Here is a 24,376-nt window from a genome sequence, read left to right on the forward strand (position 1 = left end):
CGGACCAGAACTCGCCGTCGGCCGGCGCACTCGCGGCGGGTTCGGGCGCGAGGATCTCGGGCCAGTAGCGCTCGTGCTGGAAGGCGTAGGTGGGCAGCTCCAGCGCGGCCGAGCGCGGACCGCCGAAGTACGCGGCCCAGTCCACAGTGGACCCATGCGCGTGCACGCGGCCGAGCGCGGTGAGCAGCGTGCGCTCCTCGTCCCGGTCGCCGCGCAGCACCGGGGTGACGATCACGGACCGCTCGCGCAGGGTCTGCTCGGCCATCGGCGTGAGCACCCCGTGCGGGCCGACCTCGACGAAGGTGCGCGCGCCCAGGTCGTGCAGGGTGCGCACGGCGTCGGCGAAGCGCACCGCCTCCCGCGCCTGCCGCACCCAGTACTCCGGCGAGCACAGCTCCTCGGCGGTGGCGACCTGTCCGGTCAGTCCGGACACCACCGGGATGCGCGGCCGCCGGTAGTCCAGCTTCGCCGCCACGGCCCGGAGCTCGTCCAGGATCGGGTCCATCAGCGCGGAGTGGAAGGCGTGGCTGACCTGCATGGTCGTGGTGCGGCGGCCCATCCCAGCGAGCTTGCCCGCCACGTTGTGCACCGCGTCGGCCTCGCCGGAGAGCACCACCGAGCCGGGGCTGTTCACCGCGGCCACCGAGACCCGCCCGTTGACCAGGTCGGCGACCTCGTCCTCGGCGGCCTCCACCGCGACCACCGCCCCACCGGCAGGCAGGGCGGCCATCAGACGGCCCCGGGCCGAGGCCAGCGCGCAGGCGTCAGCCAGGGAGAACACCCCGGCCACGTGCGCGGCGGCCAGTTCGCCGATGGAGTGCCCGGTGACGAAGGCCGGGGCCACGCCCCAGGACTCCAGCAGCCGGAACAGCGCCACCTCGATCGCGAACAGCGCCCGCTGCGCGTTGTCGGTGCTGGTCAAGGCCTCGGCGTCGGTGCCCCAGAGGATGTCGCGCAGGCCCTGGCCGAACTCGGCGACCACCGCGTCGAACGCCTCGGCGAAGACCGGGAACCGCTGGTGCAGCGTGCGGCCCATGCCCAGGCGCTGGGAACCCTGGCCGGTGAACAGGAACGCGACCTCACCGGGTGCGGCGGCGGTGTCCCTGGCCACCTCGGTGAGGCCGTCGGGGGTGCTGAGCAGCACGGCGCGGTGGCGCAGCGCGGCCCGGCGGGTGGCCAGCGCGTGGCCGATCCTGGTGCGGGAGAGGCCGGGGTTTTCCTTGGCGTAGGCGGAAATGCGCTCGATCTGGGCAGGCAGCGCGGCGGCGGTCGCGGCGGAGACCAGCCACGGCACGACCTCCCGGTCCTCGATCCCGTCGACCGATTCCGCGGCCGGCGCCTCCTCGATGATCACGTGCGCGTTGGTGCCGCTGATGCCGAAGGCCGACACCGCGGCCCGGCGCGGCCGGTCCGTCACCGGCCACTCGGTGTTCTCGGTGTTCAGTGCCAGCGAACCGGCCGACCAGTCGATGTGCGGCGAGGGCACTTCAGCGCCCAGAGTCCTTGGCAGCAGGCCGTTGCGCAGCGCCAGCACCATCTTGATCACCCCCGCGACCCCCGCCGCGCCCTGGGTGTGGCCCAGGTTCGACTTGACCGAGCCCAGCAGCAGCGGGGTCTCCCGGTCCTGGCCGTAGGTGGTCAGGAGTGCCTGTGCCTCAATGGGATCGCCCAGTGTGGTGCCGGTGCCGTGCGCCTCCACCGCGTCAACGTCCGAAGTGGACAGTCCGGCGTCGGCAAGCGCGGCACGGATGACGCGTTGCTGGGCCGGTCCGTTGGGGGCGGTGAGGCCGTTGGAAGCGCCGTCGGAGTTGATCGCCGAGCCGCTGACCACCGCGAGCACTTCGTGCCCGTTGCGCCGGGCGTCGGAAAGCCGTTCCAGCACCAGGATTCCCGCGCCCTCGGCCCAGCTGGTGCCGTCGGCGGCCGCGCTGAAGGGCTTGCAGCGCCCGTCCGCGGCCAGCCCACCGGCCCGGCTGAACTCGATGAAGGAGCCCGGCGTGGACATCACCGACACGCCGCCGACCAGGGCCAGCGAGCACTCGCCGTCACGCAGCGCGCGCCCGGCCCAGTGCAGCGCGACCAGCGAGGCCGAGCAGGCGGTGTCGACGGTGATCGCCGGGCCTTCCAGGCCGAAGGTGTAGGCCAGGCGGCCGGACATCACGCTGGCGGTGTTGCCGGTGGCCACGTGCCCGCCGACCCGTTCCAGGTCAGAGTGCCGCAGCAGGTCCAGGTAGTCCTGGCCGTTGGTGCCGACGAAGACCCCAGCATCGTTGCCGCGCAGGGAGTTCGGGTCGATCCCGGCCCGCTCCAGCGCCTCCCACGCGGTCTCCAGCAGCAGCCGCTGCTGCGGGTCCATGGCCAGCGCCTCACGCGGGGAGATGCCGAAGAACGGGGCGTCGAAGTCGCCGACCCCGGCCAGGAACCCGCCGCGCGTGGTGGCGGAACCGGCCTCGGCGAGCTGCCCGAGGTCCCAGCCGCGGTCGGCCGGGAACTCCACGATGCCATCCCGCCCTTGCACCAGCAGCTCCCAGAGCTGTTCCGGCGAGCGGACGCCACCGGGCAGGCGGCAGCCGATGCCGATCACCGCGATCGGCTCGTCGGTCCTGGCCGCGGTCAGCGCGGGTGCGGTGCTGGTGCTGTCGCCGAACAGTTCGCCGAGCAGGAAGGCGGCCAGCTCGCGCGGGGTCGGATGGTCGTAGACCAGGGAGGCGGCCAGTTTCAGGCCGGTGGCCGCGGCCAGGCCGTTGCGCAGCTCCAGGGTGGTCAGCGAGTCGAAACCGAGGTCGCGGAAGGGAAGTTCCACGTCCACGGTGTCGATCCCGGTGTGCCCCAGCACCATCGCGACCTGGGTGCGGACCAGTTCGGCCATTCGCCGCTGCCGGGCGGGGCCGGAGACCTCGGCCAGCTCCTCCCGCAGCGTGGCCACCGGTTCCGCCTCGACCGGCGCGGCGGTCCCGTGCAGGTCGGCGAACAGCGGCATCGGGCGGGCCGCGGCCAGCGCGGGGGCGAACCGCGACCAGTCCACATCCGCCACGGTCAGCACGGCTTCCGCCCCGCCGATCGCACCGGCCAGCGCCTCGATCGCCCGCGCGGGCGGCAGCGGGAACAGGCCCGCGCGCCGCATCCGCTCGGTGGCCGCACCGGCCTCGGCCGCCATGCCCGCACCGGCCCACGGGCCCCAGGCCACCGCGGTGGCGGGCAGTCCGTTGGCGCGGCGGGACCGGGCCAGGGCGTCCAGGTAGGCGTTGGCGGCGGCGTAGTTGGCCTGACCGGCCGCGCCGATCACCCCGGCGGTGGAGGTGAACAGCACGAACGCGTCCAGGTCCGCGGTCAGCTCGTGCAGGTGTTGTGCCGCAGCGCATTTCACGGCCAGCACCCTGGCGAAGGAGTCCGGGTTGAGGCTGTCGATCACACCGTCGTCGAGCACACCCGCGGCGTGGAAGACCGCGTTGGGCGGGTGCGCCTCGATGAGTTCCGCCAGCGCGGCGCGGTCGGCGACGTCGCAGGCCACGGCAGTGACCCGGGCACCCAACTCGATGAGTTCAGCGGTGAGTTCGGCGGCACCGGGGGCGTCCGGGCCGCGGCGGCTGGCGAGCACGAGGTGGCTCGCGCCCTCGCGGGCCAGCCAGCGGGCCACCTGCGCGCCGATCCCGCCCGTGCCACCGGTGACGAGCACGGTTCCGGCGGGCTGGTACCTGGGCGTCGCACCGGCGCCGGGGGCGCGGACCAGCCTGCGGGCGGCCACCCCATCCTGGCTCACCAGGAGCTGGTCCTCGTCGCCGTATCCGCCGGTGACCACGGCCGCCACGCGAGCAAGAACCGCCGCGTCCACCTCCTCCGGCAGATCGGCCAAACCGCCCCAGCTGTCCGGGTACTCCAGTGCCGCGACCCGGCCGAAGCCCCACACCGCGGCCTGCTCCGGGGCGCGGTCCGCGCCCTGAGTCAGGCACCACACCGGCGCGGTGACACCCGCATCCGCCAGTGCCTGCAAGGAAACCGTGCTCAACGGCAGCGAGGGCGCGGTCAGGCAGAGCACCCCGCGCACCGGCGATCCCAGCGCCCGCAGGCGTTCTGCCAGTGCGGCGCGGTCCGGGATCGCGGTGACCAGCTCGGCCTCGGTGCCGACGAGGCCGAGCAGGCCCGGCAACCACTCCGGTTCGGCCCCGGCCACCAGCACCAGCCAGCGACCGTCCGGCGCCGGAGCAGGCGCTTCGGTGAGCTGCCGCCAGTCCACCCGGTACCTCAGATCGTCCACAGTGGACACTCGTGCCGGAGTCGCCGGACCAGGCCAGAAGCGTTCCCGCTGGAAGGCGTAGGTGGGCAGCTCGACCCGCTCCGCGCCGGTACCGGCGAAGAACGCGGCCCAGTCCAGCGCCACCCCGCGCACGTGCAGCGCGGCAATCGCGCCGAGTGTGCTGGTGACCTCGGGACGGTCTCTGCGCAGCAACGGGATCCGCAGCGCGTCCGCGTCCTCGGGCAGGCAGCCCTGGACCAGGCCGGAGAGCACACCGTCCGGTCCCAGTTCGACGAAGTTGGCCACGCCCTGCTCAGCGAGCCAGGCGACGCCCTCGGCGAACCGGACGGCCTGCCGGGCCTGGTCGACCCAGTACTCCGGCGAGCACAGCTGTTCGGTGCTGGCGACGGTGCCGGTCACGTTGGAGACCACCGCGACGATCGGGGCGCGGTAGGTCAGGGTCCGGGCGACCGCGGCGAACTCGGCCAGCATCGGATCCAGGTGCGCGGAGTGGAAGGCGTGGCTGACGTTGAGCCGCGAGGTCCGGCGACCGGCCGCCTTGAAGTGCGCTGCGACCGCGTCCACCGCGTCGGCGTCGCCGGAGACCACCAGCGAACGCGTGCCGTTGACCGAGGCCAGCGACACCCGTTCCGCCGCCAGCTCGACGAACTCCGCTTCGGTGGCCTCGATCGCGGCCATCGCGCCACCGTCGGGCAGCGCGTCCATCAGCCGGGCTCGCGCCGCGACCAGCGCGCAGGCGTCCGACAGCGAGAACACCCCGGCCACATGCGCCGCGGACAGCTCGCCGATCGAGTGCCCGGCCACGTAGTCCGGTGTGACGCCCCAGGATTCGAGCAGCCGGTACAGGGCCACCTCGACCGCGAACAGCGCGGGCTGGGCGTAGCCGGTCCGGTTGAGCAGCTCGGCCTCCGGGGTGCCGGGCTCGGCGAAGAGGATCTCGCGCAGCGGGCGGTCCAGCTCGGTGTCCAGGTGTGCGATCACCTCGTCCAGGGCCTCGGCGAAGACCGTGAAGCGTTGGGCCAGTTCGGCTCCCATGCCGATCCGCTGGCTGCCCTGCCCGGTGAACAGGAAGGCGGTCCGGTCGCCCCGGGTGCGGCCGGTGACCAGCCCAGGCGCGGGCCGACCGGCGCTCAGCTCGCGCAGGCCGTGCACCAGTTGGTCGCGGTCGGCGGCGATCAGGGCGGCGCGGTGCTCGAAGGACGCCCGGTGCACGGCCAGGGTGGCCGCGAGGTCGACCAGCTCCACTCCGTCCACAGTGGACAGAATGCGGTCCGCCTGCGCGCGCAGCGCCTGCGGGGTGCGGCCGGAGACCAGCACCGGCATCGGACCCTCGGCCTTCGGGACCGGTTCCGCCGCCACGGTTTCCGGTGCCTGTTCCAGCACCACGTGCACGTTGGTGCCGCTGAGCCCGAAGGAGGACACACCTGCCCGGCGCGGCCGGTTCACCTCGGGCCACGGGGTCTGCTCGTGCAGCAGGTTGATCGTGCCCGAGGACCAGTCGATGTGCGTGGACGGGGTGTCCGCGTGCAGGGTGCGCGGCAGCACGCCGTGGCCGAGGGCCTGCACCATCTTGATCACGCTGGCCACGCCGGAGGCCATCTGGGTGTGCCCGATGTTGGACTTCACCGAGCCCAGCAGCAGCGGCCGCTGCCGGTCCCTGCCGTAGGTGGCCAGCAGCGCCTGGGCCTCGATCGGGTCGCCGAGCGCGGTGCCGGTGCCGTGGCCCTCCACCGCGTCCACCTCGTCCGGGCGGACGCGGGCGGCGGCCAGCGCGTCCAGGATCACCTGCTGCTGGGCCGGTCCGCTGGGCGCGGTGAGGCCGTTGGAGGCGCCGTCGGAGTTGGCCGCGGAGCCGCGCAGCACGGCGAGTACCCGGTGCCCGTTGCGCTGGGCGTCGGAGAGCCGTTCCAGCAGCACCAGGCCGACGCCCTCGGCCAGGGTCATGCCGTCGGCGTCATCGGAGTAGGCCTTGCAGCGGCCGTCCTTGGCCAGCACCCGCTGGCGGCTGAACCCGATGAAGGCGTTGGGCGTGGACATGATCGCCACGCCGCCGGCCAGGGCCAGGCTGCTCTCGCCGGTCTTGAGCGAGCGGGCGGCCAGGTGGATGGCCATCAGCGAGGAGGAGCAGGCGGTGTCCAGGGTCAGCGAGGGGCCCTCGAAGCCGAACAGGTAGTTGATCCGGCCGGAGATGATGCTGGGCAGCGCCCCGGTGACCAGGTGCCCGGTGACGTCCGCGCCGCCGGTGTCGGCCGCAGCGGCCGCGGCGGCGTTGTAGTCGGTGTAGCTCGCGCCGACGAAGGTGCCGGTCTTGCTACCGCGCAGGGCGTGCGGGTCCAGTCCGGCGCGCTCGAATGCCTCCCAGGCAGTTTCCAGCAGCAGGCGCTGCTGCGGGTCCATGGCCAGGGCCTCGCGCGGGGAGACACCGAAGAAGCCGGGGTCGAATTCGGCTGCCTCGTGCAGGAACCCGCCCTTGACCGAGTAGCTGCGGCCGTACTCAGTCGGGTCGGCGGCGTAGAGCCCGTCAACGTTCCAGCCGCGGTCGGCGGGCAGGCCGGTGATCGCGTCCACCCCGTCCACCGCGAGCTGCCAGAGCGCCTCCGGGGTGTTCGCGCCGCCGGGGTAGCGGCAGGCCATGCCCACGATCGCGATCGGGTCCGCGTCGAGCGCACCGGTATTACTGGTGGCCACCGGTACAAGTGGTGCGGCACCGGTCAACTCGGCGACCAGGTGTTTGGCCAGTGCGCCGGGGTTTGCGTGGTCGAAGACCAGGGTGGCGGGCAGGGTCAGGCCGGTGGCCCGGCCGAGGCGGTTGCGCAGGTCCACCGCCATCACCGAGTCGAACCCGGCCTCGCGGAAGGCTCGGTGGTCGGGCAGCGCGTCGGCGGTGCTGTGGCCCAGCACGGTGGCCGCCTCGGCCCGCACCAGCTCCAGCACCTTCTGTTCCCGCTGCACCGGCGGCAGTGCGGCCAAGGTTGCCGCCAGCTCGCCGGTGGCCGCGACCGTGCTGCTCGCGGCCTCGGCCACAGGCTGGCGGATCGCCGGGATCTCCTCGAACAGCGTGGTCGCCCGGGCCGCGGTGTAGACCGGGTAGTAGCTGGCCCAGTCCACGTCGGCCACCGCGATCGCGGTCTCATCGGCGTCCAGGGCCGCGCGCAGCCCGGTGAGCGCCAGCTCGGGTTCCATGAAGGTCAGGCCGCTGCGCACGATCTGGCTGGGGTCGACCCGGCCGAGCTCCTTGTCATCGGCCCAGATGCCCCAGAACACCGCGGTGGCCGGCAGCCCGGCGGCCCGGCGGCGTTCGGCCAGGGCGTGCAGGTAGGCGTTGCCCGCGACGTAGGCGGCGTGCCTGCCGGTGCCCCACAGTCCGGCGACCGAGGAGAACAGCACGAACCGGTCGAGTTCGGTCTCGGCGAAAACCTCGTCCAGGTTGGCCGCACCGGCCACCTTGGCCGCCAGCACCCGGTCGAGTCCGGCCGGGTCGGTTTCGGCGATCGAGGCCAGTTCGATGGTGGCCGCGGCATGCAGCACGGTGCGCACCGGACGGCCCTGCCCGGCGAGCCGGTCGCGCAGCGCGGTCAGCGCCGCCTTGTCGGTGACGTCGCAGGCCACCGCCTCGGCCCGGTCGCCGAGTTCGGCGAGCAGCGCGACCGAGCGCGGGTGTTCCGGGCCGCCGCGGCTGAGCAGCACCAGGTGTTCGATGCCCTGGGCGAGCGCCCAGCGGGCCACGTGCGGGGCCAGCGTGCCGGAGCCGCCGGTGATCAGCGCGGTGCCGCCGGGCTGCCAGCGCTGCTGGTTGCCGGAGGGGGTCGCCGGGACCACGCGGCGGGCGTAGAGGCCGCCGGAACGCACGGCCAGCTGGTCCTCGCCGGTGCCGCCGGTGAGGGCGAACACCAGCGCGTTGCCGGTGGCGGCGTCGAGCTCGGCAGGCAGGTCGAGCACGCCGCCGAAGCGGTCCGGGTGTTCCAGGGCCGCGGTCCAGCCGAAGCCGCTGACCATGGCCTGCACCGGGTTGGTCACCTGGTCGGACCCGCCGATCGCGGCCGCGCCGCGGGTGAGCAGCCAGAGCGGGGCGTCGATGCCGGCGAGGGCCTGGGTGAGGGCGAGGGTGGCGGCCAGGCCGCGGGGCAGGAAGATGTGTTCGGGCAGCAGGCTTTCGTCGAAGGCGAGGGTCGAGATCACACCGGCCAGCGGCGTGTCGATCTCGGCCAAGCGCTCGGCGAAACCATCACTCGCGTCAAGCAGCCGCACCTCGGCACCGTGTGCGGTGAGCAGGTCGGCCAGCTCGGGTTCCGCGCCGCTGGTCACCAGCAGCCAGATGCCGCTGAGGGTGGCCTGGCGGCGCACCTTGGTCGGCACCCAGCGGGTCCGGTAGCGCCAGGAGTCGACCGTGGCGGCCTGGTTCCGCTTGCGCCGCCAGTCCGAGAGCGCGGGCAGCACGGTGGCCAGCGAGTCCGCGTCCACACCGACGTCCGAGGCCAGCTGCGCCGGGTCGGCCGCCTCCAGCTCGGCCCAGGACGCGTCCACTCCGGTCTCGGCAGCCTCGGGGAACTTGGGCGCGAGCCAGAAGCTCTGGTGCTGGAAGGCGTAGGTGGGCAGGTCGACCCGGTTGGCCCCGGTCCCGGCGTACACCGTGGTCCAGTCCACCTCGACGCCGCGCACGAACGCCTCGGCCAGCGAGGTGAACACGCGGTCCAGGCCGCCGTCCTCGCGGCGCAGGGTGCCGGTGATCGCGACCGGTTTGCCCAGCTCGTCCGCGGTCTCCTGCACCGCGAAGGTGAGCACGGGGTGGCTGCTGGACTCGATCACCCTGCGGTAGCCCGCTTCGATCAGCGTGCGCACCGCGGGCGCGAAGCCGACCTGCTCGCGAAGGTTGGTGTACCAGTACTCGGCGTTGAGCGCGGTGGTGTCCAGCCAGTCGCCGGTGACCGTGGAGAAGAACGGGATCTCGGCCGGGCGGGGCTGGATCGGCGCCAGCTCGGTGAGCAGGTCCTCGCGCAGCTGGGTGACCGCCGGGGTGTGCGAGGCGTAGTCCACCGCGACCCGGCGGAACCGGATCTCCTCCGCACCCAGTTCCGCGCCCAGCTCGTCCAGTGCCTCGGCCACGCCGGCGACCACCACCAAACGCGGGCTGTTCAGCGCGGCGACACTGATCAGCTCGCCGAAGCGCGCCAGCCGGGGCGCGACCTCCTCAGCGGACAGCGCCACCGACATCATGCCGCCGCTGCCACCCATCCGGCGGCGGATCGCCTTGCTGCGCAACGCGACCACCCGCGCGCCGTCGGCCAGCGACAGCGCACCGGAGACCACCGCGGCGGCGATCTCACCCTGGGAGTGGCCGAGCACCGCGTCCGGCCGGACGCCGTAGGACTCCCACAGCGCGGCCAGCGAGACCATCACCGCGAAGGAGGCAGGCTGCACCACGTCCACGTCATCCAGGGACGCGCCGGTGCGCAGCAGGTCGATGAGGTCGGAGTCGGTGAACGAGGCCAGCGCGGCCGCGCATTCGGCGATCCGGGCGGCGAACACCGGGGACTCGTCGAGCAGCCGGGCGCCCATGCCCAGCCACTGCGCGCCCTGGCCGGGGAAGACGAACAGGGTGCGGCCGTCGATGTCGGCGACGCCGGTGACCACGCCGGGGGCCGGTCGGTCCTCGGCGAGGGCGCTGAGCAGGTCGCGGTTGGCGTTGACGAGGATTGCGCGGTGGTCGAACAGGGAGCGGCTGCGCAGGAGGGAGTGGCCGATGTCCAGGGCAGAAGCGATGTCCACTGTGGACAGTAGGGCTTCGGCCTGAGCGCGGAGAGCGGGCTTGCTCTTGGCCGAAAGCACCCAGGGCAGCACAGGAGGCTGCGCCGCGGGCGGTTCAGTGGGCTGCGGCGCGGGATCGCCCTGTTCCAGGATCAGGTGCGCGTTGGTGCCACTGATGCCGAACGAGGACACCGCGGCCCGCCTCAGCCGGCCCGGCTCCGCCCAGGCCACCGGCTCGACCAGCGGCGTCAGGTTGCTCGCGGTCCAGTCCACGTGCGTGGACAGCGTGTCCACGTGCAGTGTCCTGGGCAGCAGCCCGTGCCGCATTGCCATGATCATCTTGAGTACACCGGCCACACCGGCGGCGGACTGGGAGTGTCCGATGTTGGACTTGACCGAGCCCAGCCACAGCGGCTGCTCCCGCTCGGCGCCGTAGGTGCGTTGCAGGGCCTGGGCTTCGATCGGGTCGCCGAGGGCGGTGCCGGTGCCGTGCGCCTCCACCACGTCGACGTCCGAAGTGGACAGTCGGGCGTTGGCCAGGGCCTGGCGGATCACGCGTTCCTGGGACGGGCCGTTGGGGGCGGTGAGGCCGTTGGAGGCGCCGTCGGAGTTGATCGCGGAGCCCTTGATCACCGCGAGCACCGGGCGGCCCTCGCGGCGGGCGTCGGAAAGTCGTTGCAGCACAACCATGCCGACGCCCTCGGCCAGCACCATGCCGTCGGCGGCGTCGGAGAAGGCCTTGGACCGGCCGTCGGCGGCCAGTGCGCGCTGGCGGCTGAAGGCGATGAACGGCCCGGGGTTCGGCATCACGGTGACGCCGCCGGCGACCGCGAGGGTGGTTTCCCCGTTGCGCAGGGCCTGGGCGGCCAGGTGGATGGCGACCAGGGAGGACGAGCACGCCGTGTCCACGGTGACCGCGGGGCCCTCCAGCCCCAGCACGTAGGCCACCCGGCCGGACAGGATGCTCGGGATGGTGCCGGTGACCACCTGGCCGTCGACCTCGTGGCCCGCGCCGTACTCGGTGTAGCTGGAGCCTACGTAGGTGCCGGTGAGGCTGCCGCGCAGGGTCTGCGGGTCGATGCCGGAGCGTTCCAGGGCCTCCCAGGTGACCTCCAGCAGCAGGCGCTGCTGCGGGTCCATGCCCAGCGCCTCGCGCGGGGAGATGCCGAAGAAGCCGGGGTCGAAGGCGTCGGGATCGCTGAGGAAGCCGCCCTTGGTGGTGTAGGTGGTGGCCGGGTTGTCCGGGTCCGGGTCGTAGAGCGCGGCCTCGGGCCAGCCGCGCGCCGGCGGGAAGGTGGTGATCGCGTCCACGCCGTCGAAGACCAGCTGCCACAGCTCTTCCAGGGTGGTCACGCCGCCGGGGAACCGGCAGCCCGCGCCCACGATAGCGATCGGCTCGTCCGCGGCGATCGCGGCGACCGGTCCGGTCACGCTGGCTGCGGCCCCGGCGAGCTCGCCGCGCACGTAGCGGGCCAGCGCTTCCGGGGTGGGGTGGTCGAAGACCATGGTGTTGGACAGCGGGCGGCCGGTGAGCTTGCCCAGCCGCCTGCGCAGCTCGATCGCACCCAGGGAGTCGAAGCCGAGGTCGCGGAAGGCGCGGCGCTCGTTCAGCTCGGCCGGGCTGTGGTGGCCGAGCACGGCGGCGGCCTCGGCGCGCACCACGTCCACCAGCACCCGCAGCTGGTCCTTTTCGGACAGTCGGGACAGGCGCGCGGTGAGTTCGGTTTCCGCGCCGGTGGACTGGGTTTCGGCGGTCGTCCCGGCCAGGCCGGAGAGCAGCGGGCTGGGGCGGCGGGCGGTGAAGACGGGCAGGTAGGTGGACCAGTCGAAGTCGGCGATGGCCAGCACCGGGCGCTCGTCGGCCAGCGCGCGGCGCAGCTCGGCCAGCGCGGGGCCGGTGAGCAGCGGCCGCATACCGTGCCGGGCCAAACGTTCGTGCGCGGTCTGGTCGCTGGCCAGGCCGGTCTCCGCCCACGGTCCCCAGGCCACGCTGGTCGCGGGCAGGCCGCGCGAGCGGCGGTTCTCGGCGAGGGCGTCCAGGTAGGCGTTGGCCGCGCTGTAGGCGGCCTGGCCGCCGCTGCCGATGACCCCGGCGATGGAGCCGAAGAGCACGAACAGCGCCAGCTCGCGGTCGGCCAGCAGCGCGTCCAGGTTGGCCGCGCCGCGCACCTTGGCCGCCATCGACTCGGCCAGCTCGGCCGGGCTGGTCTCGGCGATCGGCCGCAGCTCGGCGACCCCGGCCGCGTGCACCACGCCGATCAGCGGGTGCTCGGCGGGGACCGCCTTGAGCACCTCGGCCAGCGCCTCGCGGTCGGCCGCGTCGCAGGCGCGGATGTCCACAGTGGACCCGAGTTCGAGCAGTTCGGCGGCGAGCTCGCGGGCTCCCGGGGCGTCCGGGCCGCGGCGGCTGGTGAGCACCAGGTGCCGGACACCGGCGGTGGCCAGCCAGCGGGCCACCTCGCTGCCGAGGCCGCCGGTGCCGCCGGTGACCAGCACGGTGCCGTCGGTCGGCAGCTCAGCGGTGGGCTCGATGCCCTGGTGCCGAACAAGTCTGCGGCCGAACGCGCCGTCAGCGCGCAGGGCGATCTGGTCCTCACCCGGCCAGGCAACGCTGAGCGCGCGGCGGAGGTCAGCCGGGTCGGCGTCCTCGGCGAGGTCGATCAGGCCACCCCAGGTGTCCGGGAACTCCAGTGCGGCGGCGCGGCCATAGCCCCACAGCAGTGCCTGGTCCGGCCGGGGTGCCAGTTCGTCGGAGCCGGTGCTCACCGCGGCCCTGGTGATCGTCCACAGTGGAGCGTGCTGACCGGCTTCGGCGAGTGCGCGCAGCAGGTTGTGCGTGTCGGTCAGGTCGCCGACGGAAAGCACACCGGCGATGTCCCCGGCCAGTTCGGCTGAGTCGAGGTCGTCGAACGACAGTTCGCGAAGCTCGGTGTCCGCCAAGGCCTCCGCGATCTCGGTGCCGTGCCCCTCCGCGCGCACCAGCAGCCAGGTGCCCGCCAGTTCCGGCTCGGCCGTGGCGGGCAGGCGGGTCCAGTCGACGCGGTAGCGGATCTCCTGCGGGCGTTCGGCGGTGGCCGCGACGCGGGGCCAGTACAGCTGGTGGTCGAAGGCATAGGTGGGCAGGTCGAGCACCGCGCGGCCGGGGCCGAAGAACTTCGCCCAGTCCACCTCGACGCCTTGGATGTGCAGGCGGCCCAGGGCTTCGACAAGCGTGCGCTCCTCCTCGCGGCCGGCGCGCAGGGTGGCGACCGGTTCGACCTCGGTGCTCTCCCCCAGGGTTTCCGCGGCCATCGCGGAGAGCACGCTGTCCGGGCCGACCTCCACGAACGAGCCCACACCGAGCCGGGCGGCGGTGCGCACCGCGTCGGCGAAGCGGACCGCGCCGCGCACCTGGTCCGCCCAGTACTGCGGTGAGAAGTCCTCGACGAGCTGCCCGGTCACCGTGGAGATGATCGGGATGCTCGGCTGGTGGTAGGTCAGTTCCGCTGCCACCGCGAGGAAATCGGCCAGCATGCCGTCCATGTGGTGGGAGTGGAAGGCGTGGCTGGTGTTCAGCCTGCGGGTGCGCCTGCCCTGCTCGGTGAAGCGGGCGGCCACCGCGAGCACGGTTTCCTCGTCCCCGGCCAGTACCACCGAACGCGGTCCGTTGACGGCGCTGATCACCACGCCGTCCAGGAGTTCGGCGCGCACCTCGTCCTCGGTGGCCTGCACCGCGACCATCGCGCCGTCCTGGCGCAGCGCCTGCATCAGCGCGCCGCGCGCGGCGACCAGCTTGGCCGCGTCGGGCAGCGACAGCACCCCGGCGACGTGCGCGGCGGCCAGCTCGCCGATGGAGTGGCCGATCAGGAAGTCCGGCCGCACACCCCAGGACTCCAGCAGCCGGTGCAGCGCCACCTCCAGCGCGAACACCGCGGGCTGGGTCCACTCGGTGCGGTCCAGCAAGCCCGGTTCCGCGCCGAACATCACCTCGGCGAGCGGTCGGTCCAGGTGCGGGGCGAAGGCGGCGAACACCTCGTCGATGGCCGCGGCGAAGACCGGGAATCGTTGACACAGCTCGTGTCCCATGCCCGCGCGCTGACTGCCCTGGCCGGTGAACAGGGTAGTCAATCGCAGGTTCGGGGTGGCCTCCCCGGTGGCCACGGCCGGACTCGGGCTGCCCTCGGCCAGTGCGGTCAGCGCGCTGCGCAGCGAGCCGGCGTCAGTGGCGGTGAGCACCGCGCGGTGCTCGAACCGGGACCGGGTGGTGGCCAGCGAGTAGGCGAGGTCGGCCAGCGGCGCGTCGGCCAGCGGCAGCAGCCGGGCGGCCTGGCGGCGCAGCGCGGTGGCACTGCGCGCGGCCAGCAGCACCGGAGCCACGAAGTCAGGCGCGGCAACGGTTTCCGTGACCGGCTGGACGGTGGGGGCTTCCAGGATGACGTGCGCGTTGGTGCCGCTGAAGCCGAAGGAGGACACCGCCGCGCGACGCGGTCGGTCGGTCTCCGGCCAGTCGACCGGATCGGCCAGCAGGGACAGCGCGCCCTCGGTCCAGTCCACATGGGACGATGGCTCGGCCACGTGCAGCGTGCGCGGCACCTGGCCGTGCCGCATGGCCAGCACCATCTTCATCACGCCCGCCACCCCGGCCGCGGCCTGGGTGTGGCCGAGGTTGGACTTCACCGAGCCCAGCAGCACCGGTTCGGCCCGGTCCTGGCCGTAGGTGGCCAGCAGGGCGCGGGCCTCCACCGGGTCGCCCAGCGCGGTGCCGGTGCCGTGGCCCTCGACCACGTCCACGTCGGCGGTGGCGAGTCCGGCCCCGGCCAGCGCGGCGCGGATGACCCGCTGCTGCGCGCTGCCGTTGGGCGCGGTCAGGCCGTTGGAGGTGCCGTCGGAGTTGACCGCGCTGCCGCGCACCACGGCCAGGATGCGGTGGCCGTTGCGGATCGCGTCGGACTGGCGTTCCAGCACCAGCACGCCGACGCCCTCGGCCCAGCTGACGCCGTCGGCCTGGTCGGAATATGCCTTGCAGCGACCGTCCTTGGCCAGTCCGCGCTGGCGGGAGAACTCGATGAACGCGCCCGGCGTGGCCATCACGGTGACGCCACCGGCCAGCGCGAGCGTGCACTCACCGGAGCGCAGCGCCTGCATGGCCCAGTGCATGGCCACCAGCGAGGAGGAGCAGGCGGTGTCCACGGTGACCGCGGGGCCTTCCAAGCCCATGGCGTAGGCGACCCGGCCGGAGACGATGCTGCCGGAGGTGCCGGTGCCCGCGTGGCCCTCGAAGTCCGAACCGGCCAGCAGCGCGCCGTAGTCGCCGTACATGACCCCGGCGAACACCCCGGTCCGGCTGCCGCGCAACTGCTTCGGGTCGATGCCCGCGCGTTCCACCGCCTCCCAGGAGACCTCCAGCAGCAGGCGCTGCTGGGCGTCGGTGGCCAGTGCCTCGCGCGGCCCCATGCCGAAGAAGGCGGGGTCGAACTGCCCGGCGTCCCGCAGGAATCCGCCGGAGCGGGTGTAGGCGGTGCCGGGGTGGTCGGGGTCCGGGTGGTAGAGCGTGGCCAGGTCCCAGCCGCGGTTGTCCGGGAAGCCGGTGATGGCGTCCCGGCCCTCGGCCAGCAGCTGCCACAGCTCTTCCGGCGAGTTGACGTCGCCGGGGTAGCGGCAGCCCATGCCGACGATGACGATCGGGTCGTCGGCGACCGAGCCGTTGACGGGCACGGCGGTGACCGGTTCCGCGCCCGCGACATCGCCGCTCTCGCGCAGGATGTGCTCGACCAGCTCGCCCAGGTTGGGGTGGTCGAAGATCAGGGTCGGGGACAGCCGCAGGCCGGTGGCCGCGCTGAGCCGGTTGCGCAGCTCCACCGCGGTCAGCGAGTCGAAGCCCAGCTCGGCCAGCGGGCGGCCGGGGTCGATGGCGCCGCCGTCGGTGTGGCCGAGCACCGCGCCGATCTGCTGGGTGACCAGGTCGATGGCCTCGCGGCGGCCGAGCACGGCCCGCTGCCGGGCCCGGACCGGGCCATTCCTGGCCACCCGGCGGCGGTTCTGGCCGAGCAGGCCGCGCAGCACCGAGGGCACCTCGGGGGCCTCGCGCAGCACGCCGAAGTCCAGCCGTACCGGCGCGACCACCGGTTCGCCGGTGCGCACCGCGAGGTCGAACAGCGCCAGACCATCCTCAGTGGACAGTGGCGGGGTGCCGAGCCTGCGCAGCCGCTGCACCTGGGCGCCACCCAGCTCGGCGGTCATGCCCGCGGTGTCCGCCCACGGTCCCCAGGCCAGCGACAGGCCGGGGGCACCGGTGGCGCGGCGGTGCGCGACCAGCGCGTCCAGGAAGGCGTTGCCCGCGGCGTAGTTGCCCTGTCCGGGCGCGCCGAGCAGTCCAGCCAGCGAGGAGAACACGATCAGCGGCGCGGTGTCGCCGATCAGCTCGTGCAGGTGCCAGGCCCCGTCCACCTTGGGGCGCAGCGCGGCGGTCAGCGCCTCGGTGGTGAGGGTGGAGATCACGCCGTCGGCGAGCAGTCCGGCCGAGTGGCAGACCGCGGCCACCCGAACCCCTTGCAGCGCCTGGGCCAGCGCGTCCCGGTCGGCCACATCGCAGGCGGCCACGGCGACCGAGGCGCCGAGTCCGGTCAGCTCGGCCACCAGGTCCTCGGCCCCCGCTGGGCCACGACGGCTGAGCAGCAACAGGTTGCGCACCCCGCGCTCGGCCACCAGGTGCTTGGCCAGCACCGCGCCCAGGCCGCTGACGCCACCGGTGATCACCACGGTGCCGTTGTCGTCCCAGAGTTCCGCGGCGGTCTCGGTGGCCGCGACCCTGGCCAGTCTGGCGGCCAGCACCTTGCCGCCGCGGATCGCCAGCTGCGGCTCGTCCCCGGCCAGTCCGGCCTGGATCGCGTCGGCTGTCGCGGCCGGGTCGAGGTCGAGCAGCCGGAAGCGGCCGGGGTGCTCGGACTGCGCGGTGCGCACCAGGCCCCAGACCGCGGCGGCGGCCGGGTCGGCCACCTCGCCGGTGGCACCTCGGGTGACGAAGACCAGTTCGACGCCCGGGAACCGTTCGTCGGCAAGCCATTCCTTCAGCCGCGCGAGTGCGGCCGAGGTCAGCTCGTGCGCGGCGGTGCGCGGGTCGGCGGAGGAGAACACCGGGTGCAGCACGGCGGTGGGCAGGTCGCCCTCGGCGAGTGCATAAAGATCGGCGGCGGGCTCGACGCCCAGAATGCCAGACAGGCCAAGTGAATCGGGCGTGAGCAGGGCGAGACGGGCGTCCGTGCCTTGCCGCTGCTCGGTCTCCGTCCACTCCAGACGGTAGAGGTTGCCGGTGGCCACCGGCGCGGCGCCACTGGGCGCACGCAGCAGCAGCTCGCCCACCGAGGCGACCGGCGCGCCGTCCTGGTCGGCGATCTCCAGCGAGATCCGGTCTCCCGCCGGGGTCAGCCGCACCCGCGCGGCTCTCGCGCCCGCCGCGTGCAGGTGGACATCGGACCAGTGGAAGGGCAGGCCGCCGCGCACACTGTCGCCCAGCTCGGCGAAGTTGGCCGCGTGCAGGGCCGCGTCCAGCAGCACCGGGTGCAGGCCGAACTCACCGGCGTCACCGGCGACCTCGGCGGGCAGCTCGATCTCGGCGTAGACCTCGGTCCCGGACCGCCAGGCGGCCCGCAGGCCCTGGAAGGACGGGCCGTAGTTCACGCCCTCGCCTTCGACGGTGTACAGCGCGGACACGTCGATCGGCTCGGCCCCGGCGGGCAGCCATTCCCAGGTGGTCGCCTGGGTCTGACCGCGTTCCAGGATCGCGTTGGCGTGCTTGGTCCACGGGCCTTCGTCGTCGCCGTCCGGCCGGGAGTAGACCGCGACCTCGCGCAGCCCGTCCAGGTCGGGGCCGATGTGCAACTGGAGCTGCACGCCGCCGTCGGCGGGCAGGCGCAGGGCGGTCATCGTGGTCAGCTCGCGGACGTGGTCGCAGCCGACCTCGTCCCCGGCCCGGGTGACCAGCTCGATCAGGGCCGCGCCGGGCAACACCACCGCGGTGCCGACCCGGTGCCCGGCCAGCCAGGGCTGGTCGCGCACGGACAGCCGTCCGGTGAGCAGCGTGCCCTCGGCCCCGGCCAGCGACACGGTGGCCGCCAGCAGCGGGTGCCGGGCCGCGCCCAGACCGGCGGAGCGCACGTTGCCACTGTCCGCCTTGTAGCCGTCCCTGGGCCAGAACCGCCTGCGCTGGAACGGATACGTGGGCAGGTCGATCAGCGTGGCGCCGCTGCCGGTGAAGAACTCCGGCCAGCGCACGGCGATCCCGTGCGTGTGCAGCACGGTCAGCGCGGTGGTGACCGCCTCGGTCTCGCCGCGGTCCGGCCGCAGCACCGAGGTGATCGCGGGCGCGGGCTCGGCGGTGGCCAGGCAGCTCTCGGTCAGGGTGCCGATGGTGGTGTCCGGGCCGACGTCCAGGAACGCGCCGGCACCGTGGTTGTGCAGCCAGGACACCGCGTCGGCGAACCGCACGGTGGCGCGGACCTGCCCCGCCCAGTACCCGGCGCTGCTCAGCTCGGCGACGCTGGCCTGCGCGCCGGTCACCGTGGAGATCACCGGGATGCGCGGCGGCTGCGGGGACAGGCCCTCGACCACGCGCTGGAACTCGGCCAGCACCGGGTCCATGTGCGCGGAGTGGAAGGCGTGCGAGACGTGCAGCTTGCGGGTCCGCCTGCCCTGCTCGGCGAACACCGCGGCGATCTCGGCCACCGCGTCCTCGTCCCCGGAGAGCACCACGTGCCGGGGCCCGTTCACCGCGGCCAGGCTGGCCTCGTGCTCGCGACCTTCAAGCAGGGGACGGACTTCGGCCTCGGTGGCGTCCACCGCGATCATCGCGCCCCGGCTGGGCAGCTCCTGCATCAGCCGGGCCCGCGCGGCCACCAGCGTTGCCGCGTCAGGCAGGGAGAACACCCCGGCCACGTGCGCGGCGGCGATCTCACCGACGGAGTGTCCGGCCAGGAAGTCCGCGCTCACGCCCCAAAACTCCAGCAGCCGGTACAGCGCCACCTCGACCGCGAAGATCGCCCGCTGGGCGTTCCCGGTGCGCGCCAACAGCTCCGCGTCCTCGCCCCAGATGATCTCACGCAGGTCGTCGCCGAACTCGGCGAGCACCGCGTCAAAAGCCTCGGCGAAGACCGGGAAGCGGGCGTGCAGCTCGCGGCCCATGGCCAGCCGCTGCGAGCCCTGTCCGGCGAAGAGCACGGCCAGCTTCGGCCGCTCGTGCACAACGTTCCCGGCGGTCTCGCCCTCGGCCAGCGCGGTCAGACCAGCGCGAGCGGCTTCCAGGTCAGCCACCACCAGGGCGGCCCGGTGCTCGAACGAGGACCGGGCGACCGCGAGCGAGTAGGCCAGGTCCGCGGCCTGCGGCGGTTGGCCGGATGCCAGCAGGGACAACAGGTTCGCGGCCTGCTCGCGCAGCGCCTCGGCGGTGCGGCCGGAGACCAGCAGCGGCAGCGGTCCCGCCACTGGCTCGGCGGCGGGAGCCTCCTCCTCGGCCGGGGGCTGCTCGACGATCACGTGCGCGTTGGTGCCGCTGAGCCCGAAGGAGGACACGCCGGCCCGGCGCGGTTCACCGGTCTCCGGCCAGGGCTGGGCCTCGGTCAGCAGCCGGATGTCACCTGCCGACCAGTCGACCTGGGTGGTCGGTGTGGCCACGTGCAAGGTCTGCGGGGCAACGCCGTGCCGGATGGCCTGCACCATCTTGATCACACCGGCGACACCGGCCGCGGACTGGGTGTGCCCGAGGTTGGACTTGATCGAGCCGAGCAGCAGCGGCCGCTCCCGGTCCTGCCCGTAGACCGCCAGCAGCGCCTCGGCCTCCACCGGGTCGCCCAGCGGGGTGCCGGTGCCGTGCGCCTCCACCACGTCCACCTGCCGGGCGGACAGCCGCGCGTCCAGCAGGGCCTGCTCGATGACCCGCTGCTGGGACGGGCCGTTCGGGGCGGTCAGCCCGTTGGACGCGCCGTCGGAGTTGACCGCGGACCCGCTGACCACGGCGAGCACCCGGTGCCCGTTGCGGCGCGCGTCGGAGAGGCGTTCCAGCATCAGCACGCCGACGCCCTCGGACCAGCCGGTGCCGTCGGCGTCGTCGGAGAAGGAGCGGCAGTAGCCGTCAGCGGCCAGGCCGCCCTGCTTGTTGAACTCGGTGATGGTGCCAGGACTGGACATCACCGTCACGCCACCGGCCAGCGCCAGCGAGCACTCCCCCGCGCGCAGCGCCCTGGCCGCCAGGTGCAGCGTCACCAGCGAGGTCGAGCAGGCGGTGTCCACCGTCAGCGTCGGCCCGACCAGGCCGAAGACGTAGGCCAGCCGCCCGGACAGCACGCTGGAGGTGGTGCCGGTCAGCGCGTAGCCGCCGACGTTGTCCCGCGGGCCGAGCCGGTAGTCCTGCGGGATCGCGCCGACGAACACGCCGGTGCGGGAGCCCTTGAGCGACAACGGGTCCAGCCGGGCCCGCTCCATCGCCTCCCAGGAGACCTCCAGCAGCAGCCGCTGCTGCGGGTCCATGGCCAGCGCCTCGCGCGGGGAGATGCCGAAGAACTCCGGGTCGAACATCGGCGCGTCGTAGAGGAAACCGCCGCTGATCGGCGAGGCGGAGGCGCCCTCGTCCAGGTACCAGCCACGGTCGGTCGGCAGCCCACCGACGCCGTCGGCGGAGGACTCCACCAGCCGCCACAGGTCTTCGGGTGAGGCGATGCCGCCGGGATAGCGGCAGGCCATCCCGATGATGGCGATCGGCTCGTGCGAGGCCGCCTCCAGCTCGTGCACCCTGCGCCGGGTCCGTTGCAGATCCGCGCTGGCGCGCTTGAGGTAGTCGCGGAGTTTCTGTTCGTTGTCCATCGGCACCTGGATCAGTCGGGGACTCGGTGAGTTACCACTCCGCGTCGAGTCACAAGGGTGGAATCCGGTGCCTGGAGTCTCACGCAGTGACTGAGCGGAAATCCCTAGTCTCCGCAGCCGGGAAGTCCTGGTGCGCAGACAACGGCACACCGCCGCGGCCCTGGATCAGGACCGCGGCGGTGTGCCGGAGGGATCGGGTCAGGCCTCGGCGGCCACCGGAACAGCCGCGTACTCAGCGGCCGAGCGGGTCACCGAGTCGACCACCACCTGGACATCCGCCTCGCTCATGCCCTGGTGCAGCGGCAACAGGATCGAGGTCTCGGCCGCTTCCTCGGTGCCGGGCAGGACCAGGTCGACGGCCCCGTAGATCGGCACCCGGTGCAGCGGCGGGTAGCGGAAGGTGGTGTAGACCCCGGCCGCCAGCAGGTCGGCCGCGATCTTGTCGCGCAGCGCGGAGTCGCACTGGATCCAGTAGAAGTAACCGGAGGTGGTGTGCCCGGCGGGCAGCGGTGGCGGGGTGCGCACGCCGGGCACCTCGGCCAGCAGCCGGTCGTAGGCGGCGGCGATCTCCACCCGCCGCGCGACGAAGCCGGGCAGCTTGCGCAGCTGCACGCTGCCGATCGCGCCGGTGATGTCGTTGCCGATGATCCGGCGGCCGAACTCCTCGACCTCCAGGTCCCACCAGCGCTGCGCCCGCGCCTTGGACTTGACGAACCCGCTGGCCGACTTGCCCAGCCCGAAGTAGGCCAGCCGCCGGGCCCTGGCCGCCAGCTCGGGGTCCTTGGCGTAGAACATGCCGCCGTCCCCGGTGACCAGGATCTTCATCGCGTCGAAGCTCCACACCGCGATGTCGCCGAAGGTCCCGCACGCCTGACCGTCCACAGTGGACGACACCGCGCAGGCAGCGTCCTCGATCAGCACGATCCCCCGGTCCCGGCACAGCGTGGCCACGGCTTCGATGTCGCCGGGGTAGCCGCCGAAGTGCAGGGTCAGCACGGCCTTGGTGTCCGGGGTGAGCGCCGCCGCGATGTGCTCGGCGGTGGGGTTCATGGTGTGCGGGTCCACATCGCAGAACACCGGCCGCGCACCGGAGGCGGCCACCGCGTTGCCCGCGGCGACGAAGTGGGCCGAGGGCAGCACCACGTCGTCACCGGGGCCCAGCCCGAGCAGTTCGATGGCCAGGAACAGGCCGGCCGTGGCGCAGTTGATGAAGAACACCTGCTCGGCAGGCACGTCCAGGTGGGCGGCGAACTCGGCCTCGAACGCCTGCGCGCGCTGCCCGTACCCCAGCCAGTTGCTCTCGAACACCTCGGCGACCACCGCCGCCTCGTCCGCCCCCAGCGTCGGCTGGAACACGTTGATCTTGGCCATCAGCTCCTCCTACCTGAGCAACCCAACCCCACCCGGCGTGTTGGCCGTTGTCGTACGGTGTGTTGGCCGTTCTTGGACGGTGTGTTGGCCGAAGTGGCGTACCAGTTCGGCCAACACTGTGTACGACAACGGCCAACACGGCGTGGGGGTGGGGTCAGCGCGGCGCGGTGGCGATGAAAAGGCCCCGACCGGTGGGCGGACCGGGGTGGTACTGCACCGTGAGGCCCGCGGACTCGAACGCCTCGGTGTACTCGCTGATGTGGAACAGCGACAGCACGTCCAGCTCGGTGAAGCTCTCCACCCCGTCGGCGTCGGCGACCGTGTAGTGGATGGTCATCCGGCTGGTCTTGCCGTCCCGGACGGTGTGCGAGACGCGGGTGATGGCCTGCTCCTCGGTCTGGTAGGCCGAGGCGGTGAAGTAGCCGGGCAGGAAGGTCTCCGGCGTCCACCACGGTTCCACGATCACCACGCCGCCCGGCTCCAGGTGCGCGGCCATCCGGCTGAGCACCTTCTTCAGCTCGTCCACCGAGGTCGGATAGGCGATGCTGTAACACATGCAGACGATCGCGTCGTAGCGGCGGCCGAGGTCGAACTCGCGCATGTCGGCCACGTGGATGGTCGCGCTGGGCACCTTGGCCTCGGCCACCTCGGCCATCCCGGCGGAGAGCTCGACGCCGTCAGCGGTGTCGAAGTGCTTGGCCAGGGTGGCCAGGTGGTTGCCGGTGCCGCAGGCCACGTCCAGCAGGCTGGTGGCATCCGGCTTCAGCTCGCGGATCTGACCGGCCAGCAGCTCGGCCTCGGCGTGCCAGTCCTTGCCGTTGCGGTTGCCGTAGATCGCGTCGTAGATCGCCGCTTGGCGGCGGCCGTACTCGGTGCCCATGGGTCGTCTCTTTCGTCTCGGGTGGTCCGGGGTCAGCCGGTGCGCCGCTGGTGCTGCCGGACCCGCTCTTCCAGCAGTGGCACCAGTTCCACCGGGTACGGCAGGCTTCGCAGCTCCTGCTGGAAACGGGCCGCGCCCGCGCGGAACCCGGGTTCGGTCAGCAGCCGGGTCACCGCCTGCTTGGCCTTCTCCGGGGTGAACTCCTCGGCGCCGAGCACCAGCCCGTTGCCGGTGGCGGCCACCCCGCGCGCCACGTTGTGCTCGCCCCAGTTGGGCACCGGGCAGAGCAGCTGCGGGACCTCGTGCACGCCCGCGGTCATCACCGAGCCCTCACCCGCGTGGTTGATGATCACCGAGCAGGTCGGCAGGATCTGGCTCAGTGGCACGTAGTCCACGATCCGCAGGTTCTCCGGCGGGTTCTCGATCGGCTTGGTCTTGTCCAGGGTGACCACCAGCTCGATGTCCAGCTCACACAGCGCGCGCACGGTGTCCTCGAAGCTGGAACCGCTGACCTGGAACAGCATCCGGCCGCGGCCGGAGGTGCCGAAGGTCATCACCACCCGCGGCCGCTCGGGCGCGGTGGTGGCCCAGTCCTGGGTGACCGCGCCGCCGTTGTAGGGGGCCCAACGCATCGGCAGGTAGTCGATGTCGGTGGGGATGCGCCAGTCCGCGGGCCGCTGGTCGATGCTGAACTCACCGAGGATCTGGGTCTCGCTGAACTCCAGCCCGTACGGCTCCAGCATGGGCGCCATCATCCAGTCCAGCGAGCCCTCGATGATCATGTCGCCGGTGTTCTCGCGGCGGGAGAACCGCTCCCAGATCCAGCCCACGTTGTCCTGGCCCCACAACAACCTGCCGTGCGGGGTGCCGGTCGCCTCGGCGGCCACCGCGGCCTGGATGCACAGCGGGTCCCACAGCACCAGGTCCGGTTTCCAGTCCCGGCACAGCTGCACCAGCTCGTCCAGATCGGGCGTGTGCAAGGAAAGCGCGCCGACCAGGGTCAGCCAGGCCTGGTGCCAGGGCTCATCCGGCTCGAAGCCGCGGATGGCCAGGTCGTTGTCCAGCTCCTCCAGGTCGTGCAGGTTCGCGTTGAACTCCAGCATGGCCTGCATGCGCTCGTTCTCGCAGGAACCGAAGGCGACCGCGTTCAGGCCGCTCTGCCCGACCTCGTGCGCCATCGACGGGTGCACCGCGACCCGCACCTGGTGGCACTGCGCCTGCAGCGACCAGGCCAGCGGCACCATCGGGTAGACATGGGCCGCAGCCGGGAAGCTGACGAAGAGAACCCGCACAGC

General features: G+C 73.0%; 4 protein-coding genes (1 of these 4 cut by a window edge). All 4 read right to left on the minus strand.

All coding sequences use genetic code 11. The features are described 5' to 3' along the window. Positions 1 to 20,830, minus strand: partial view of a type I polyketide synthase gene (locus N8J89_RS26370; RefSeq protein WP_283659702.1) — the 5' portion only. 1,799 nt of this gene lie to the left of the window's left edge; only the first 20,830 of its 22,629 coding nucleotides appear in the window; the start codon lies at positions 20,828 to 20,830; the stop codon falls past the left edge of the window. 198 nt (positions 20,831 to 21,028) lie between these two features. Then, on the minus strand, positions 21,029 to 22,201 hold the full coding sequence (locus N8J89_RS26375; protein ID WP_283659703.1) for a DegT/DnrJ/EryC1/StrS family aminotransferase: 1,173 nt from the start codon (positions 22,199 to 22,201) through the stop codon (positions 21,029 to 21,031). Between the two features lie 154 nt (positions 22,202 to 22,355). Continuing rightward, on the minus strand, positions 22,356 to 23,081 hold the full coding sequence (locus N8J89_RS26380; RefSeq protein WP_283659704.1) for a class I SAM-dependent methyltransferase: 726 nt from the start codon (positions 23,079 to 23,081) through the stop codon (positions 22,356 to 22,358). A 32-nt stretch (positions 23,082 to 23,113) separates the two neighbouring features. After that, complete coding sequence (locus N8J89_RS26385) at positions 23,114 to 24,373, minus strand: nucleotide disphospho-sugar-binding domain-containing protein (protein ID WP_283659705.1); 1,260 nt, start codon at positions 24,371 to 24,373, stop codon at positions 23,114 to 23,116. Positions 24,374 to 24,376: the final 3 nt, after the last annotated feature.

Source organism: Crossiella sp. CA-258035 (assembly GCF_030064675.1).
In the GTDB taxonomy this organism is placed as follows: domain Bacteria; phylum Actinomycetota; class Actinomycetes; order Mycobacteriales; family Pseudonocardiaceae; genus Crossiella.

Coding starts and splice junctions, on each gene's coding strand:
- N8J89_RS26380 (WP_283659704.1), bottom strand. CDS start 23,081: ATGGGCACCGAGTACGGCCGCCGCCAAGCGGCGATCTACGACGCGATC.
- N8J89_RS26375 (WP_283659703.1), bottom strand. CDS start 22,201: ATGGCCAAGATCAACGTGTTCCAGCCGACGCTGGGGGCGGACGAGGCG.